The following is a 15705-nucleotide window of genomic DNA, read 5'->3' on the forward strand; positions in this document are numbered from 1 at the left end:
CTCACCGCGACAGTCGCGGCGAGCGAGGACGTCGAACTGCTCCATGCTCCAGCCCTCTCGCAGACCCACGACGTCTGTTCGGAGGGTCCGTGGGTGTCGAGGTACACGCTCCCCGGGTTCCCGGGGCAGTGGGGTCCGATGCCCTGTCACCCGACTGCGGAGGCCCACCGCGCCATCGCGGCGGAGCTCGACTCACAGCTATGAGCACGGAAAGAGGAAGAATGCGTTGTTTGGTAACGGGTGCCACGGGTTTCTTGGGCAGCAACCTCGTACGAAGTCTCGTCGCGAGCGGGCACGAGGTGGTGGCGACGGGGGCGCCGGGATCGACGACGCGCTACGTGGAGGACCTGCCCATCCGTGTGGAGTCGGCCGATCTGCTCAACCCTGCTGCGCTTCCCGCACTGGTGGCGGAGCAGGACTGGGTCTTCCACGTGGCCGGCGACACCTCGACCTGGAGTCGTCTTGCCGCGCGCAGGCGCAGGGTCAACATCGACGCCACGGCAATGCTGGCCGACGCGAGCGTGGCCGCCGGAGTGAAGCGCTTCGTCCATACGAGCACCCTCGACGTCCACGGGTACAACCGCGACGGCTCCCCCCTTGCGGAGCGCCCCGGCGACCGGTCGTTCTTCGGGATCGGATACGACTATGCCGACACCAAGGCGGAGGGAGAGCGACAAGCCCTGGCCCGTATCCCGAGGGGACTCAACGTGGTGGTCGTCTACCCGGGCTTCATGATCGGGCCATACGACCACACGCTTCAGCTCGGCCGAGTCGTCCGCGACCTCCAGGCAGGTAGGCTCACGTTCGCGCCGGCCGGTACTTCATCATTCTGCGACGTGCGAGCCGTCGCCGACGGCATGGTCGCGGCTGCGGAGCGGGGCCGTACCGGCGTCGGATACAACCTCACCGGCGAGAACCGCACGTACCTCGACATGTTCAGCCGCATCGCCGAGCTCGTCGGCGCGCCTCGCGGCCCAATCAGGGTGCCTCGCGCGGTGCTGTTCACCTACGGCACGGTCGCGCAGTTCGCCGCTGGTTTCACGAAGCGGGCACCAGACATGGATCCCGGGATGGCCGCGTACCTGTCCTCTCCGCAAGCGTCGGACTGGAGCGCCGCGCGCACCGAGCTCGACTACCACCCCGGTGACCTCGACGCGGCGATCCGCGACGCCGCCGCATGGTACGACGAGCACATGCCGGTCGTGCGCTGATGATGGCGCCGATCGAGGCCGCTATGTGGAACTCCTCGTGCTGGGGATAATCGCCACCGTCCTGGGGACGGGGGTGCTCGCTTTCATCCGCGGGGTGCGCTGAGCCGACCGGGCTACGCCCCCGACCCCGACTCCGGCTCCGACTCCGAGCTGTGCGGCAGGAGCGTCGCGATGTCGCGGCCCGCTCGGCGGGAGAAAGTCTCCAGCGGCGCCTTCTGAAGCAGCGTGTCGGTCAGGATCCGATCGACGAGACCTGGCAGCAGCAGAAGAACGATCAGCTCCAACTCGACGGTGGGACGCCGTCCCAACCGGCTCAGTCCCTGCACGATGAGTCGCCGCGTGTCCGCCTCGGTGCGCGCGCGGATCTCGGGCCGGCGCCGGCCCCGTGCGCTGTCGCGGAGGGTGACCGGCAGCGCCTCCAGCAAGGCGAGTTGCCAACCCCGGCCGGTTACGCCGAGGAGGAGCACCACCATCCACATCGCTGCCATCGACGAGTGGCTGTGAACCCACTTCCACAACACACCATAGGAGGAGAACCTCATGTCCGCACTGCTCTATCGCCTCGGCCGATGGTCCTTTCATGCCCGCAGAACGGTCGTGGGACTGTGGGTACTTGCGCTGGCCGCACTCATCGTCGGATCGTCCGGGTTCGCGCGTCCGTTCGTCGAGGGCTACAAGATCCCCGGCACGGAAGCACAGCGGGCGATGGATGACCTGGCCGTGTCGTTCCCGGAGGCGAGCGGTTCATCGGCGCAGATGATCGTTGTCGTGCCGCCCGGGCAACGTGCGGACGATGCGCTTGTCCAGCGGCAGATCGCGAACGCGGTCGCTGCGATCGAGAGCGTTCGGGGGGTGATGTCTGTCTCCGACCCGTTCGCCGCAGGACATCTGTCGGGCGACGGTCGCGCTGTTCTCGTCCCGGTGCAGTTCTCTCAGGCGAGCGCTGATATCGCCGATGCCACGTTGGCGAGCATTGTCGATGTCGGCGAGCGGACGGAGCGCGCGCTGAACGACGGCTCGCGAGTCGCCGTTGGCGGCGAGGCCCTGGGCGCGGTAGAGCTCCCGCACGACTCGGCGGGCGAGATTTTCGGCCTTGCGTTGGCCTTCCTCGTCCTCCTCGCGACCTTCGGGTCGTTCGTCGCCGCCGGTCTTCCGCTGCTCGCTGCAGCCATCGGCGTCGGCGTGAGCTTGACCGCCATCGAGGTCGCCACGGCACTGGTGGATGTGTCGTCGACGGCGCCGGTGCTCGCGATGATGCTTGGCCTCGCCGTAGGGATCGACTACGCGTTGTTCGTTCTCTTCCGGCACATGCGACACCTGCGAGATGGCATGGGGGCCGCGGAGTCGATCGCCCGCGCCGTCGCGACCGCGGGATCGGCCGTCGTGTTCGCGGGCCTTACCGTCGTCATCGCGCTGGTCGGCCTCGTCATCGTGGACATCCCGTTCCTGACGGCGATGGGTTTCGCGGCGGCGGCGGCCGTCGGAATCGCCGTGGTGGCGGCTCTGACTCTCGCGCCGGCGCTCATGGGTTTCGCGTCGCCCCTGCTTGCCCGCGGACTCGCTCGCCGTCGCCTCCGCATCGAGCGACGTGCCGCCTCGCGGCGGCGAGCGCACCGGCCGGGCCCGGGAGTTGCGCCGCACGCGAGCGTCTCCGGGAGGTTCTTCGGGGGATGGGTGCGACTCGCCACCGCACGGCCCCGCACGACCGTCGCTCTCGTCATCGCATCGGTCGGCCTCATCAGCATCCCGGCGCTGGATCTGAAGCTGGGGCTTCCGGATGCCGGCAGCGAGCCCGTGACCTCTCCCGTGCGCGAGACCTACGACCTGATCACCGAGCACTTCGGGCCCGGATTCAACGGCCCCCTCCTTCTCACCGGCCCGATCGCGGCGAACACGGATCCGATCGAGGTCATGGCCGACATCGCGAAGAAGGTCGGCGAGCTGGAGGGCGTCACCGACGTGCCCTTGGCCGTGCCCAACGCCGACGGCACGGCCGGCCTGATCACGGTCATCCCGGCGAGCGCACCGGAATCGGAGGACACGAAGCTCCTCGTCCGATCTCTCCGCGCCCTCGCCGTCGAAATCGAGTCCGAGCACGGTGTCGACCTCTCCGTCACCGGGTACACGGCTGCCGGGATCGACGTGTCCGCCCTGCTCGCCGATGCGCTCCTGCCGTACATCGCGTTCATCGTCATCCTGTCCCTCATCCTCATGACCATGGTGTTCCGTTCGATCTGGGTGCCCGTCAAAGCGACTGTGGGCTTCCTCTTCACCATCGGGTCCGCGTTCGGCGCGGTATCGCTGGTGTACTCCTGGGGCTGGTTCGCGGAACCTCTCGGAGTCGAGCAGACGGGACCGGTGATCACCTTCATGCCGATCATCGCGCTGGGCGTCCTGTTCGGGCTGGCCATGGACTACGAGGTCTTCCTCGTCTCAGCGATGAAAGAGGAGCACGCCCACGGCACGGGTGCGCAGGCAGCGATCACGCACGGATTCCTCCGCTCGGCACCAATCGTCACCGCGGCAGCACTGATCATGTTCGCCGTCTTCGCGACGTTCATCCCCGGCGCGGATGCGACGATCAAGCCGATTGCGCTGGCACTCGCCGTGGGCGTGTTCGTCGACGCGTTCGTCGTGCGAATGACCTTCGTGCCCGCGGTGATGAAACTCCTCGGCGAGAACGCATGGCGAATGCCGAAGTGGCTCGAGTCGCGACTGCCGTCATTCGATGTCGAAGGGGAAGGGCTCGACCGTCGCCTGGCAGACGTTGCCCAGACGCCCGCGCCTTCGGGCGAGACCACGGTCACCGAGGTCTCCGACCAAGCGCGGACCTGACGGAAGAAGCTCAAGGCGGACGCGGCCAAACTCGCGGCGCGAAACGACAAGCTCCGCCAGGACCGGCGCTACCTCACCCCCCACCTGGCAGGACGCCTACAAGACGTCGGTCGTGACCACCCTTGACTCCGACGTAACGTCAGAGTCTCTCCTGGTCGTATGCCCCTCGAACAGGACCTGTTCGTCGTCTCCCATCTCGCGTCGCAGCGGCGGAGTACGGCTCCACGGTCCTGGCCGGGTTCGGCGTCGCCGGAGCCGGATCCTCGTGCTGTCGGCTGTGATCGTCTCGTGCGCTTCGCGCGACCTGAAGTCAAAGGAGCCGTCCGAATGCTCAGCAGTGAGCTCGCCGAACTGGTCGGCGTCACCGTCCGCACGTTGCGCCACTACCACCAGATCGGGCTGCTGCCCGAGCCACCACGCTCGGCCGGGGGATACCGGAACTACGACGTCGGCCACCTCGTCCGGCTCCTGCGCATCACGAGAATGACCGCTCTCGGCGTACCGCTGTCCGCACTGCCTGCGGTGCTGGACGATCCGGCGGCCGCAGGCGGTCGAGTACCCCATGGCGCCCCCCTGCTCTATCGCAGATAAGCAGCAGGAGTCGCCGGTGCCGCGGCGGGGGGTTCTCCCAGGACGGCCTCGACCTTGTCGCAGGTAATCGGTCACTATCTGCGGTAACTGACCATGATCGGCTCTACCGCTGATTTCTGCATCCGGACTCCTCGAAGGCCTACCGCCAGAATCCGGCCCGATCTTTCCTGGATGCCTACCTGAGGGAGCGGCGAGCCACCGCGGAGATCGAGCGGAACTGACTCTGGTCCGCGAAGGCCGGCGTTATGGAGTGAGGACCACCTTGTTGCACTCGTCCTGCTTGTTCTTGAACAGTTCGAACGCGTGCGGCGCCTTGCTGAGCGGCATCCGGTGCGAGATGACGAAGCTCGGATCGATCTCGCCTCCGCGGATCCGCTGCAGCAGTGGCTCCGTGTAGCGCTGCACGTGGCACTGGCCGGTGCGGATGGTCAGTGACCGGTTCATGACGGTGCCCATCGGGAACTTGTCCACGAATCCGCCGTAGACGCCGATGACGGACACCACGCCGCCGTTGCGGCAGGCCATGATGGCCTCGCGTAGCACGTACGGGCGCTCGGTCTCCAGCCGGGCGGCCTGCTTGGTGCGGTCGTAGGCGTACATGGCCGGAGTCGGATGGTGTGCCTCCATGCCGACGGCGTCGATGCAGGCGTCCGGGCCGCGCCCGCCGGTCATGTCGCGCAGCGCGTCCAGCACGTTCACCTCCTCGTAGTTGAGGACCTCGGCGCCGGTCCGCTGGACCCGCCTGAGCCGGTACGGGAAGCGGTCGATGACGATGACCCGGTCGGCGCCGAGCAGGAACGCGCTGGCCGCGGCGAACTGCCCGACCGGCCCCGCGCCCCAGATCGCGATCGTCTGGCCCGGCTTGATGTCGCACATCTCCGCTCCCATGAAGCCGGTGGGGAAGATGTCCGACAGGAACAGCACCTTCTCGTCCGGCAGGTCGTCCTCGACCTTGATGGGACCGACGTCGGCGAACGGGACGCGCACGTACTCGGCCTGCCCGCCGGGGAAGCCGCCCAGCATGTGGGAGTAGCCGAAGATGCCGGCGGGCGCGTGGCCCATCAGCTTCTCGGCGATCCCGGCGTTGGGGTTGGAGTTCTCGCACACGGAGTAGAGGCCCTCTTCGCAGGCGAAGCAGGCGCCGCAGGCGATCGGGAACGGCACTACGACGCGGTCGCCGACGTGCAGGTCGCGCACGCCGGAACCGACCTCGACGACCTCTCCCATGAACTCGTGGCCGAGCACGTCGCCCTTCTTGACGGTCGGGATGTAGCCGTCCACGAGGTGCAGGTCGGAGCCGCAGATCGCGGTGGAGGTGACGCGGACGATCGCGTCGCGCGCGTTGAGGATCTGCGGGTCGGGAACGTCTTGGATCTCCAGGCGGTTGCGGCCCATCCACACGTTGGCTTTCATGCCCGTCCTCCGATCGGTTGTGCGGGACGCTGGTGGAGCTGGCGCAGGGCGCGGTGACCCTCGGGGCTGCCCTCGGAGCGGACCACCTCGCCGGTCTCCATGACCTGCTTGAAGCGGCGCAGGTCGTCGCGGACCTGCTGCTCGGGGTGCTCGCCGAACATCCGGGCGACGGCGGCGGCGAGCTTGTGGCCGGGCGCGCCGTACTCCAGCGAGACGTCCACGACGGTGCCGCGCCCACCGGGGCCGTCGCTGAAGCTGACCAGGCCGGCGGTGGAGACGCCGGTGCCGGGCACCGACCGCCAGGCGATCAGGTCGTCGGCCCGCTCGTCGATGATTTCGGCCTCCCACTCCAGGTCGACGATCGGGCCCTTGGCCTTCCAGCGGGAGCGGCGCTGGTTGATGGTGCGCACCGAGTCCAGGTGCACCATGAAGGAGGGCAGGTTTTCCAGGTCCCGCCAGAAGCGGTAGACCTCCTCGCGTGGCTTGTTGATGGTGATGGAGGCGCGCACCTGCAGCGGGCCCTTGGCCTTGGCGGTGCCGCCCCGGGCGCAGGCGACGTCGAGGGCGGTGATCCCGGCGACCGCGCCGAGCGCGGCCAGCACGCGGATGCGGCGGGCGCCCGTGCGGTTGGCGGCGGCCTTGCCGAGGACGCCGAGATCCATCGTGTCGCCGGCGACCCTGGTCCACGCCCATTGGGCGGGGCTCTTGGCGCCGAGCAGCAGCGCGGCGTGCAGGAGCTCGCGCCCGCCGACGAGCCTGGCGACGGTCGTGGCCTCGGGCGCGTCGTCGACGCCGCACAGGCGGGTCACGGCCCGTGGCGCAGCCAGTTGCGCCACGCCCAGCGCGAGGCTGGTCCACCCGAGCGCACGGGCGAATTTGTTGATCATCATGCCTCCTAACACAGGTTGCGGTGGTATGTGCGCACGCCGCAGGTGGCCCCGGTCTGCCGACGCCCCCGCGTCTACCGTCTCCTTCCCCCCGACAAAGCCGATGACACAAGCAGATTCAGGCACGAAAGGTGCAATTCGCCTGGATGGCCGTCCACGACGGGTTTCGCATCTCGCGCCGGACCTGCTGACGGCCGAACAACACCAGGCGGTGTGTGACGGCGCCCGAGCAGGCACCGGTGGTTCTAAAACTGACGATCATCGTTGACACCTGAGTATCCGACCCACTACGGAGATCCACATGTCTCAGCCCAGCCCTCGCCCGATCGTGAGGCCAAGGGGCGCCTGGCGGTCATCCGGCACGTAGAGGAGGTCACCGGCAACGTCGCAATGTCGTACCGGTACTTCGGCATAGCCGGCACCAGAGCAGTCCGGGCCGACCGGATGCCCAATCCGCCGCCGGCAGACGTCCCCAAACGCAGGAGCAGCCTGTCCAGCCCGTTCGACGAGCAACTCACCAGCGGCGCTGTCACCGCGGTGCGTCGACGAACACCGGTTTTGCCGGCACGGACAGCGACGGACGAACGTTCGTGATCGACGAGGTCACGCCCGATGTGCAGCGGCGGTGAACTGCGGGCCTTTGGCGAACTCCTGCACGATGCGCTCGCAAAAGGCCGGCAGGTCGTCGGGCGACCGGCTCGTGGTGATGTTGCCGTCGGTGACGACCGGCTCGTCGACCACGTCGGCCCCGGCGTTACGCAGGTCGGTGCGCACGCTCGGCCACGAGGTCAGCCGGCGACCCCGCGCGACGTCGGCCTCGACGAAGTTCCACGGGCCGTGGCAGATCGAAGCGACCGGCTTGCCCGACTGGACGAACCCCCGGACGAACTGCACCGCGGCAGGTTCCATCCGCAACTTGTCCGGGTTCACCGTCCCGCCCGGCAGGAGCAGCGCCTCGTAGTCGTCGACCGACACCTCGCCGACCAGCTGGTCTACCGTGAAGGTGCCGGCGGCTTCGAGGTCGTGGTCGCGCGCCTGGATTTCGCCGCTGGTGATGGAGACCACGACGGTGCTGGCACCGGCGTCGTCCAACGCTTGCCGCGGCCGCTCCAGCTCGACTCGCTCCACCCCGTCGGCCGCGAGGATGGCGATCCGGCGTCCGTTCAGCTCTCCAGCCATGTCAGGCACCCGCCCCCGCCATCGCCGGGTGCAGAACGACCTTCGTCCAGCCCTCGTCTCGCTTGTCGAAGTGCTCGTAGGCCTCCGGCGCACGGTCGAGGGGCAGCTCGTGGCTGACGATGAAGGACGGTTCGGCCTTGCCCGCGGCGATCAGGTCGCGCAGCTGCCGATTGTACTTCTTGACCGGAGCCTGGCCGCTGCCGATGTGCTGGCCCTTGAACCAGAACATGCCGTAGTCGAAGGCGAGTTTGCCTTGCTTGGCCAGCTCGTCGCCGGCCCCGGGGTCCTGGGGCACGAAGACGCCGACATTGCCGATCTTCCCGGTGAAGCGTACCGAGGCGACCAGCCGGTTCATCGTCAGGTTGGGGTGCTCCTGGCCATCGGGCTCGTGCGCCTGATAACCGACGCACTCGCAGCCGTTGTCCGCGCCCAGCCCCATCGTCTCCTCCAGAACGGCCTGCACCGGGTCGACCTTCGAGTCGTCGATGGCGATCGCGCCGATCGACTCGGCCAGTCGCAGCCGGTCGGGGTGCCGGTCGACGACCATCACCTTGCTCGCCCCCCGGATGGTCGCCGAGAGGGCGGCCATCAGCCCGACCGGACCCGCGCCGTAGATGACCGTCTGGTCGCCGGGCTGCACGCCGGCCATCTCGGTGGCGTGGTAGCCGGTCGGGAAGATGTCGGCGAGCATCACGTAGTCGGTCTGGCGCTGCTCGGCGTCCTCGCCCAGCCGTAGGCAGTTGAAGTCACCCCAGGGCACGCGCAGCAGGTCGGCCTGTCCGCCGCCGTACGGGCCCATGTCGGCGAAGCCGTACGCGGCGCCGGCCATTTTCGGCTCAGGCTGGGCGGTCAGGCAGTAGTTTGTCAGCTGACGCTCGCAGTTCTTGCAATGCCCGCACGAGATGTTGAACGGCAGGACGACCCAGTCGCCCACCCGGACCTTGTCAACCCCGGCGCCGACCTCGATCACCTGCCCCAGGTTCTCGTGTCCGAACCAGCGGCCGGGCTCGAAGTCGGTCCGGCCCTCGTACATGTGCAGGTCCGACCCGCAGATATTCGCCGACGTGATCCGTACCAGGACGTCGGTCGGCCGCTCTATGCGCGCCTCCGGGACTTCCTCGACGTTGACCTGTCGAGGTCCCTTGTACACGACTGCTTTCATGTTTTCCTCGCATGCGGTTGATTGCGCAGGATCGCCTTGCCCGTCGACGACAGGGCGAGAGGTTCTACGCCATACAGCAGGTCAACGGTTCATTCCTCCTTTCCTGCTCGCCGCGACCGCACCCCTGGGCGGGTTCGGCGCTGAATTCACCGGGCGTTCGAGGCGGGCCCGTTCCGAGCTGATCGCCGAGGCCGTCCCGGCCGCCTCAGAGCAGCAGGTCGAAGACACGTGTCGTGCGCTCCCACTGCTCGGTCGCGGGGTTCTTCACCTCCGGATCCACGATTTTGAAAGCCTGAGCCAGTGCCACCGACAGGCCGCCGACGATCTCGGGCAGGCGGCCGACGGTCTCCTCGCCGATCGACAGGTCGAGCGGAGGCAGCGTGGCGAGCTGCTCCAGGATGGGTTTCAGCTCGATGTCCTCATCGAGGAGGCGGAACCGGTGGATGCTCTCCTGGAGGCCCTTGGTGACGGGTAAATCCCAGGGTTCGACGATGTCACGACGGTTCGCCTTGGCGTGGGCCTGGCCGATCACCAGAAGGTCGTGGAGCTTGTCGTTCACGAAGTCGCCGTAGCGCCGGAGGTCGTCCTTGTCGACATCGACACCTGCGGCGCCGCGGAAGAAACGTTCGAATCTCGACACCGCCATGACAGCCATGGAGGTCTCCTTCCTTCCGGCCCGGAGTCACTCTCCGGCCTGGAGATAGTCGTGGACCAGCCGTACGGCCATGGCGCCTTCACCGACCGCCGCGGCCACCCGCTTGACCGACCCGCTCCGCACGTCCCCGGCCGCGAACACGCCCGCTCTGCTCGTCTCCAGCGGAAACGGCCGGCCGGCGGAGTCGGGCGTGCCTTCCTTACCGGACCGGGTGGCGTCCGCGCCCGTCAGGATGTAGCCCCGCGGGTCGAGCGCGATCTCGTCGGTCAGCCAGGTGGTGTGCGGCTCCGCGCCGATGAAGATGAACATCGCGCGGGCCTCGATCGTGCAACGCTCGCCGGTGACGTTGTTCTCGGCGACGACCGCGGCGAGCCTCTCTTCCCCCATCAGCTCCCGGACCTCGGTGTTCAGCATGATCTGGATCTGGGGGTGCCGTTCGATCTCGACGGCCAGGTAGCGGGACATGTTCCTGGACAGCGCGTCCTCGCGCACGAGCAGCCGGACGCAGGCGGCGTGCCGGGCCAGGAACAGGGCGGCCTGGCCGGCCGAGTTGCCTCCGCCCACGACGACGATCGGATCCCGCTCGCACATCTGGGCTTCGAACATGGTCGCCGCGTAGTAGACACTCGTGGGCTCGAACCGTTCCAGGTTCCCGACATCGAGCCTCCGGTAGCGGACGCCGGTCGCGACGATCAGGGTGCGCGCGTGGATCGTGCCACCCTCCCCGACGGTGACGATGTGATCGCCCGCGTTCAGGCGCAGTCCGCAGGCTTGTACGGGGACGCGGAAACCCGCGCCGAACTTGCCGGCCTGGATCGCCGCCCGCTCCGCCAGTTCGCCGCCGGAGATCCCGGACGGGAAGCCGAGGTAGTTCTCGATCCGCGAGGAGGTACCCGCCTGGCCGCCCGTCGCGACATCGTCCAGAACCATCGTCGCGAGGCCCTCCGACGCCCCGTAGACCGCCGCCGCCAGCCCCGCCGGCCCGGCCCCGATGACGAGCAGGTCGCATCGGGTCTCCTGCACCCGTGGCGCGAGGAGCCCGACCGTCCGGGCCAGCTCCGCGTTGCTCGGGTTGCGAAGCACCCTCTCGCCACCCCAGATCACGACCGGGGTCTCCTGCGGGGTGACGCCCATGCTCCGCAGGAACCGCTCCGCCTCCTCGTCCTGCTCCAGGTCGATCCACCGGTGCGGCAGCCGGTTGCGTGCCGCGAACTCCCGCAGCCGCCGGGAGTCTGCCGAGAAGCGGGAGCCGATGATGCGGAAGCCCGCCCCCAGGCCGATGAGCATCGTGCGGCGGATGAGGTAGGCGCGCAGGATGAGGTCGCCGAGTGCCGGATCCCCGGCGACCAGGTGGCGGAGCGCGTCGGCCGGCACGGCGAGAACCTCGCCGTCCTCGGCCACCACACCGGTGACGAAGCCCACCTGGCCGGTGAGCACGTTGAGCTCTCCCAGGAACCGGCCTGTCCCGTGGACGCCGATCACCTGGTCGTCCGCTCCGAATCCCTCGACCGTCGCCACCTTGCCGGCCAGGATCGCGAAGAACTCGGTGCACGAAAGACCCTCCACGTACAGGACCTCGTCCCGGCGGACACGGCGCCGCTCGCCGTGCGGAGCCAGTGCCTGGAGTTGCGCGTCGCTCAGCCGCGGGTAGGCCCCCTGCGGGTCCGGCGTCTCGCAAAGCTCAGGCGGCCAGCGCATCGTCCACCCATTCGCGGAGGGCGGGAGCCGGCGCCGCCCCCGATCGCCGGCTGAGGACCCGGCCCTGATCGATCACGACAAGGGTCGGGACGGCCTGTACGGTGAAGCGCTCCGAGAGCCGGGGCGCTTCGTCCACGTTCACCTTCACCAGCTTCAGGCGACCGGCAAGATCGGCCGCGACCTGCTCCAGCGCCGGGCTGACCATGTGGCACGGACCGCACCAAGGTGCCCAGAAGTCGACGACCACCGGGACCTTGGCCGCCTCGACAACCTCGCTGAAGTCGTCGTCCCTGGCCTCGGTGACCCAGGGAAGCGGCTGGTGGCAGTCGCCGCACCGCGGGATTCCCGAGGCGACCCTGGGCAGCCGGTTCTTCCGCCCGCATTTCGAGCATCGGACGACGCTCGCGTCCTTGGTCTGTGACCGCATGGTCAGACCTCCGGATTCCCCTACGTCATCGAGAATGTGCCGCCGGTCAGTGCGACATGGATGACCGCTCCGTCGAGGGCGTCGTCGGCGACCGGTTCGCCGGTCTCGGCGGCCGCTCGGTGACTCGGTGTCCCGATGACGAGCCGCTGCTCAACCTCCCCCACATCCCCAAGCTATCCCCACCGCCAAAGACGCTTTGCAGCACCCCCAATGCTGACCAGCGGTTATCCCCGAGTGTGATCCCTCGAGATCACCGCAGGCCGGCACCACTCCGCCGGAAACGACCAACCCGAGTACGGCTACAGCGCCACCATCACCGTCGCCGCCCGCACCCGCTCGGTTCTCGAGTTAAGAGCCCAGACTCCACACCTGTTATCGACGAGCAGATCTCGACCACGCTCAACCGCTACACGCACGCCTCACGCGACCGCAACAACAGGGCTCGCACGGTATTCGCCGACTTCTCCCTGACCTCCTCCCAATGGTCCTCTCCATAGATCAACACCCGAACACGGTGAAGACCCGATTCCACGAGCTGGAGTCGGGTCTTTCGTTCTCTCGCCCCATAAAGGGCTATGACGGCGAGAAGAAGCACCACATGGGCGTGTTCCGTCTCTGGCTTCCCTCACAATGATCATGTGATCGACTACTACCGCGATTTCTTCGAGCGGCATCAGTGGCTGGAGGACGGACTCTCCTGGACCGTCGTGCAACCCCTCAACGAAGAGATCACTGTGGACGACCTCCTGCGACGACTGAACGGAGGCCTCGCCCCCGAGCAGCGCGTCATGGAGTATCCCCGAGAAGAGGCCGGGGAAGAGAACCGCCCCGTCCTCCTCGTCTCCAAGGGAGAGGGAACCTGGGGTTTCCTCGAACTCGCCTACGGCTTCGGCCTGTCCGACCGCGTCCTCACCGCACTCAGCGCGGAGTCACGCGTGTGGATGGTGACCTGGCACTTCAACGGGGGTTACACGATCCTCCACGCGGCCAGCGGCGAGATCAGAGCGCGGATGCGCAACTTCCTCTTCGCCCAGTACGCCGTTGAGGAAGGCGATCCAACTGTCCTGGCCGGCTTCCGTACCATGCTCGACGGCCTCGACCCGGAGGACTACTCCGGCAAGCGCAGTGCGGCGTTCGCCTTCATCGAGGCGGCCACCGGCCTGGGCTTCGAGAGCGACTGGCCGGATGTGGTGGACGTCCCCGTCGTCATCCTCGACAATCCTGGTGCCTGACCCAGTCATAGGCCGATTTCCTCGTCACGGTGGTGCGGCTCGCCCGCTCCGAGAACGTCCGCTGACTTTTCGCTGACTCCAGCCTCGGAGCCCTCAGCGGACACCGCACCGCGCGATCGCGGCCACCAACGACCTGCACATCACCTGAACAGCGAAAAGGCCCGACTCCACGAGCTGGAATCGGACCTTTCGATCTTGTGGAGATGAGGGGATTCGAACCCCTGACCCCTTCGATGCGAAGCCAAGTCATCCGGCCTGGGGCCTGGCCTTTGCGCTACTTAAGCTGCGGGGACAGTCCTTCGTCGTCCGTGATCGTCCAGCCTCGTCCGTCGTCGTTGTCACCCAGCTGGTCACTCAGTTCTTCGCGGGTCGACTCCCCCGGTGCGCCACGAAGCTCCCGCGCTGAAGCAGAGTGACGGCACGTCCCTCGTGACGGATCATCCGCTCGCGCGTTCGCCCACCGGACCGGAGTAACCGAGTTGCGAGGTCTCGGCCGGGACCACGATGTCGGCAACCTCGACCGGCCGTCCATCGGCGAGATAGGTCCGCTGGATCGTCAGCACGATGGACCCCGGCGAGATACCGAGTCGCTTGGCCTCTCCTGGAAGAGCGGCGCGTGCACTGACGTCCTCAACCCAGTCATCGACGATCACCCCGATCTCGGCCATCCGGTGCGTCACCCCGTGGCCGGCCAGCGGCCCGTCCTCCGGCATCGCCACGATCGTGCCTCTGGTCAACTGCAACGGCTCGTAGGAATCCGACAGCATCCAGACCTGATCACCGGCCCGGAAGACGTATCGGGTGTGCATGACGTCATCGCGGTCATCCTCGGGCTCGTCGAGAGCAAGCCGGGCACGCACTTCCGGCGACGCGCGCACCGTAGCGGACTCGTACTCCCAGCTTCCGGCCATCGCCTGCTCAAGCATGCTCGCGGCGAACGGTGAGCCGGCCTTCCGCTCTCGGTGCCAGGAGCGGGGAATCCTCCGGACCGGTGGCCGCTCCCTCACGAAGGTGCCCGCACCTGGGCGGGAGATGACATGCCCTTCCTGAGCGAGCTGGCGGATCGCCTCACGGATGACGCCCTCGGCTACACCGTGCTCGGCCGCCAGGTCTTGGCGCGCGGGCAGGCGGGTTCCGGCAGGTAGTTCGCCGGTGACAATTTGCCGCCGTATGAGCGCGACGAGCTGAAGGTACCTGGGCTGATCCACTCCACCAGGTTGACATCCGGATATCCGGCTTGCAAGCTGTACATCCGACTAGCGAGCCGGATAGCCGGATCGCTCTTCTCCTGGTGGTGATCATGTCGACCTACTCACAGGATTACGCGCCGTTGCCCGGCAGCGTCGACGCAGCCGTACAGCACGCTCGCACCATCGCCAAGCAGCACCAGCCTGACCGCATCGATGACGCCGAACAGGTGGTGCGCGCCATGGTCTCCGACTCCCTCACCCGAACCGAACAGGGCAGCGCCATCCGCCTCGTCACGACCATCGCCCCGAACTGCATCCGCTTCGAGGTTCGTGACCCGAATACGCCGAAGCCGGGTACTCCCAGACACTCGGACGTATGGCAGCTAGTGTCCGCGCTCGCTGACCGGTACGGATCTCGCAGCACCCGAGACGACCACATGTCGTGGGCCGAGCTGTACGTCCGACAGGTGGCACCCGTATGACCCTCGTGCTGCCTGACCCGAGTCTGCCGATCGACGACGCCGAGTGGCTGAAGATCCTCACCGAAGCCTTTCCCACCTGGAGCTTCTGGCACAGTCCCGCCGGCTACTGGAGAGGCACCCACCACCAAGAGCTGACGGAGGAGCAAGCCGCTCCAGAGTCCCCGTTCCGACGCACCGTGGAGGCCGAGACCGCGCGGGAGCTGGCAACCGAGCTCGCCAGGCAGGAGATCCTTCGGGGTGCGTCGGCATGAGCTCCGATTTCGGCACGCCTCACGCGGCTTGCGACCACTGCGGTTACGACCTTGAGCGGAAGTCCGTGCTGGACGGGATCGTCTATCTGAACTGGCGCCTGGATCCGAAGCTCGATCGAGTCGCCTGCACGGCCAGCCCAAGCAAGAGGCACGCACCCCGCCATAAGACGTCCATGAGCACTCGCCGAGGGGACAGCGAGCTTCCATGATCCCCCGGCTGCCGGTGCCTATTGAGGCGGCGGCGGTCGGGCCAGACCCCCGCGGGCGGGTGCGCGCAGGCGCTCACTCGCGGGGTCCGTGGTCCCGCTCCGACCTGGAGGGGAGAGCCGTCCCAAAGAGCGGGACGGCATGGGGCGGGACCACCCACCTCGTCCGGCAGGCAGCACCCCCCTCGCACTGCCGGACCCCGGGTCCTCGCCTTCCTTCCCCAGTCAGGCGAGGGCCCACCTGTACACCGACGGGCGCGTTACCCATCCCGCCCTCGCCATCTCT

At 67.8% G+C, this 15705-nt stretch carries 16 protein-coding genes and 1 pseudogene; 6 read left to right on the forward strand and 11 right to left on the reverse strand.

The window, feature by feature from the left end; all coding sequences use genetic code 11:
- Nucleotides 1-221 precede the first annotated feature (221 nt).
- Nucleotides 222-1211 (forward strand): NAD-dependent epimerase/dehydratase family protein, encoded by a 990-nt coding sequence (locus tag ACFY3D_RS14860; protein ID WP_389979493.1) that lies wholly within the window; start codon nt 222-224, stop codon nt 1209-1211.
- 113 nt (nt 1212-1324) lie between these two features.
- Here the strand turns inward: ACFY3D_RS14860 and ACFY3D_RS14865 are convergent, their stop codons facing one another.
- Nucleotides 1325-1699, reverse strand: a complete 375-nt coding sequence (locus ACFY3D_RS14865; RefSeq protein ID WP_389979496.1) for a hypothetical protein — start codon at nt 1697-1699, stop codon at nt 1325-1327.
- A 52-nt stretch (nt 1700-1751) separates the two neighbouring features.
- On the opposite strand from ACFY3D_RS14865, the gene ACFY3D_RS14870 reads away from it, so the two are divergent.
- Together ACFY3D_RS14870 and ACFY3D_RS14875 are read left to right on the forward strand one after the other, a co-directional pair.
- Nucleotides 1752-4046, forward strand: coding sequence for an MMPL family transporter (locus ACFY3D_RS14870; protein ID WP_389979499.1), 2295 nt, complete (start codon nt 1752-1754; stop codon nt 4044-4046).
- 327 nt (nt 4047-4373) lie between these two features.
- Nucleotides 4374-4637, forward strand: a complete 264-nt coding sequence (locus tag ACFY3D_RS14875) for a MerR family transcriptional regulator (RefSeq protein WP_389979502.1) — start codon at nt 4374-4376, stop codon at nt 4635-4637.
- Between the two features lie 243 nt (nt 4638-4880).
- Here the strand turns inward: ACFY3D_RS14875 and ACFY3D_RS14880 are convergent, their stop codons facing one another.
- The 8 genes from ACFY3D_RS14880 to ACFY3D_RS14915 form a co-directional block, all read right to left on the reverse strand.
- Entirely contained in the window at nt 4881-6050 is a 1170-nt protein-coding gene (locus ACFY3D_RS14880) for a zinc-dependent alcohol dehydrogenase (protein WP_389979505.1), read from the reverse strand.
- Nucleotides 6047-6940, reverse strand: coding sequence for an SRPBCC family protein (locus tag ACFY3D_RS14885; protein ID WP_389979508.1), 894 nt, complete (start codon nt 6938-6940; stop codon nt 6047-6049). Before ACFY3D_RS14885 ends, ACFY3D_RS14880 begins: the two co-directional genes overlap by 4 nt.
- Before the next feature lie 600 nt (nt 6941-7540).
- On the reverse strand, nt 7541-8116 hold the full coding sequence (locus tag ACFY3D_RS14890; protein ID WP_389979511.1) for a type 1 glutamine amidotransferase domain-containing protein: 576 nt from the start codon (nt 8114-8116) through the stop codon (nt 7541-7543).
- Between the two features lies 1 nt (nt 8117).
- Nucleotides 8118-9278, reverse strand: coding sequence for a glutathione-independent formaldehyde dehydrogenase (locus ACFY3D_RS14895; protein ID WP_389979514.1), 1161 nt, complete (start codon nt 9276-9278; stop codon nt 8118-8120).
- Nucleotides 9279-9483: 205 nt separating this feature from the next.
- A complete protein-coding gene (locus tag ACFY3D_RS14900) occupies nt 9484-9933 on the reverse strand; it encodes a DUF1931 family protein (RefSeq protein ID WP_389979517.1) in 450 nt (149 codons plus the stop codon).
- Nucleotides 9934-9960: 27 nt separating this feature from the next.
- Entirely contained in the window at nt 9961-11631 is a 1671-nt protein-coding gene (locus ACFY3D_RS14905) for an FAD-dependent oxidoreductase (RefSeq protein WP_389979519.1), read from the reverse strand.
- Nucleotides 11615-12058, reverse strand: a complete 444-nt coding sequence (trxA, locus tag ACFY3D_RS14910) for a thioredoxin (RefSeq protein ID WP_389979522.1) — start codon at nt 12056-12058, stop codon at nt 11615-11617. Before trxA ends, ACFY3D_RS14905 begins: the two co-directional genes overlap by 17 nt.
- A 20-nt stretch (nt 12059-12078) precedes the next feature.
- Entirely contained in the window at nt 12079-12222 is a 144-nt protein-coding gene (locus ACFY3D_RS14915) for a hypothetical protein (RefSeq protein WP_389979524.1), read from the reverse strand.
- Between the two features lie 474 nt (nt 12223-12696).
- Here ACFY3D_RS14915 and ACFY3D_RS14920 point away from each other — a divergent pair, with 474 nt between their 5' ends.
- The gene (locus ACFY3D_RS14920) at nt 12697-13290 is read left to right on the forward strand and encodes a hypothetical protein (protein ID WP_389979527.1); all 594 of its coding nucleotides are present in this window, start codon (nt 12697-12699) and stop codon (nt 13288-13290) included.
- 437 nt (nt 13291-13727) lie between these two features.
- Here ACFY3D_RS14920 and ACFY3D_RS14925 read toward each other — a convergent pair whose 3' ends face one another.
- Together ACFY3D_RS14925 and ACFY3D_RS14930 are read right to left on the reverse strand one after the other, a co-directional pair.
- The gene (locus ACFY3D_RS14925; protein WP_389980040.1) at nt 13728-14216 is read right to left on the reverse strand and encodes a UTRA domain-containing protein; all 489 of its coding nucleotides are present in this window, start codon (nt 14214-14216) and stop codon (nt 13728-13730) included.
- 138 nt (nt 14217-14354) lie between these two features.
- Nucleotides 14355-14498, reverse strand: a pseudogene (locus ACFY3D_RS14930) (GntR family transcriptional regulator); the annotation flags it as partial.
- 92 nt (nt 14499-14590) lie between these two features.
- On the opposite strand from ACFY3D_RS14930, the gene ACFY3D_RS14935 reads away from it, so the two are divergent.
- Both ACFY3D_RS14935 and ACFY3D_RS14940 read left to right on the forward strand, forming a co-directional pair.
- Nucleotides 14591-14962 carry a hypothetical protein gene (locus tag ACFY3D_RS14935; protein WP_350945506.1) on the forward strand — a complete coding sequence of 124 codons (372 nt, stop codon included), beginning with the start codon at nt 14591-14593 and terminating at the stop codon, nt 14960-14962.
- On the forward strand, nt 14959-15213 hold the full coding sequence (locus ACFY3D_RS14940) for a hypothetical protein (protein WP_389979530.1): 255 nt from the start codon (nt 14959-14961) through the stop codon (nt 15211-15213). The genes ACFY3D_RS14935 and ACFY3D_RS14940 overlap by 4 nt, the downstream gene beginning before the upstream one ends.
- The last annotated feature ends 492 nt before the right edge of the window (nt 15214-15705 follow it).

Source organism: Streptosporangium sp. NPDC000509 (assembly GCF_042898365.1).
Taxonomy (GTDB): Bacteria; Actinomycetota; Actinomycetes; order Streptosporangiales; family Streptosporangiaceae; genus Streptosporangium.

Coding starts and splice junctions, on each gene's coding strand:
- ACFY3D_RS14885 (WP_389979508.1), bottom strand. CDS start 6,940: ATGATGATCAACAAATTCGCCCGTGCGCTCGGGTGGACCAGCCTCGCG.
- ACFY3D_RS14900 (WP_389979517.1), bottom strand. CDS start 9,933: ATGGCTGTCATGGCGGTGTCGAGATTCGAACGTTTCTTCCGCGGCGCC.
- ACFY3D_RS14925 (WP_389980040.1), bottom strand. CDS start 14,216: ATGCTTGAGCAGGCGATGGCCGGAAGCTGGGAGTACGAGTCCGCTACG.
- ACFY3D_RS14895 (WP_389979514.1), bottom strand. CDS start 9,278: ATGAAAGCAGTCGTGTACAAGGGACCTCGACAGGTCAACGTCGAGGAA.
- ACFY3D_RS14940 (WP_389979530.1), top strand. CDS start 14,959: ATGACCCTCGTGCTGCCTGACCCGAGTCTGCCGATCGACGACGCCGAG.
- ACFY3D_RS14860 (WP_389979493.1), top strand. CDS start 222: ATGCGTTGTTTGGTAACGGGTGCCACGGGTTTCTTGGGCAGCAACCTC.
- ACFY3D_RS14870 (WP_389979499.1), top strand. CDS start 1,752: ATGTCCGCACTGCTCTATCGCCTCGGCCGATGGTCCTTTCATGCCCGC.
- ACFY3D_RS14880 (WP_389979505.1), bottom strand. CDS start 6,050: ATGAAAGCCAACGTGTGGATGGGCCGCAACCGCCTGGAGATCCAAGAC.
- ACFY3D_RS14935 (WP_350945506.1), top strand. CDS start 14,591: ATGTCGACCTACTCACAGGATTACGCGCCGTTGCCCGGCAGCGTCGAC.
- ACFY3D_RS14875 (WP_389979502.1), top strand. CDS start 4,374: ATGCTCAGCAGTGAGCTCGCCGAACTGGTCGGCGTCACCGTCCGCACG.
- trxA (WP_389979522.1), bottom strand. CDS start 12,058: ATGCGGTCACAGACCAAGGACGCGAGCGTCGTCCGATGCTCGAAATGC.
- ACFY3D_RS14905 (WP_389979519.1), bottom strand. CDS start 11,631: ATGCGCTGGCCGCCTGAGCTTTGCGAGACGCCGGACCCGCAGGGGGCC.
- ACFY3D_RS14890 (WP_389979511.1), bottom strand. CDS start 8,116: ATGGCTGGAGAGCTGAACGGACGCCGGATCGCCATCCTCGCGGCCGAC.
- ACFY3D_RS14865 (WP_389979496.1), bottom strand. CDS start 1,699: ATGGCAGCGATGTGGATGGTGGTGCTCCTCCTCGGCGTAACCGGCCGG.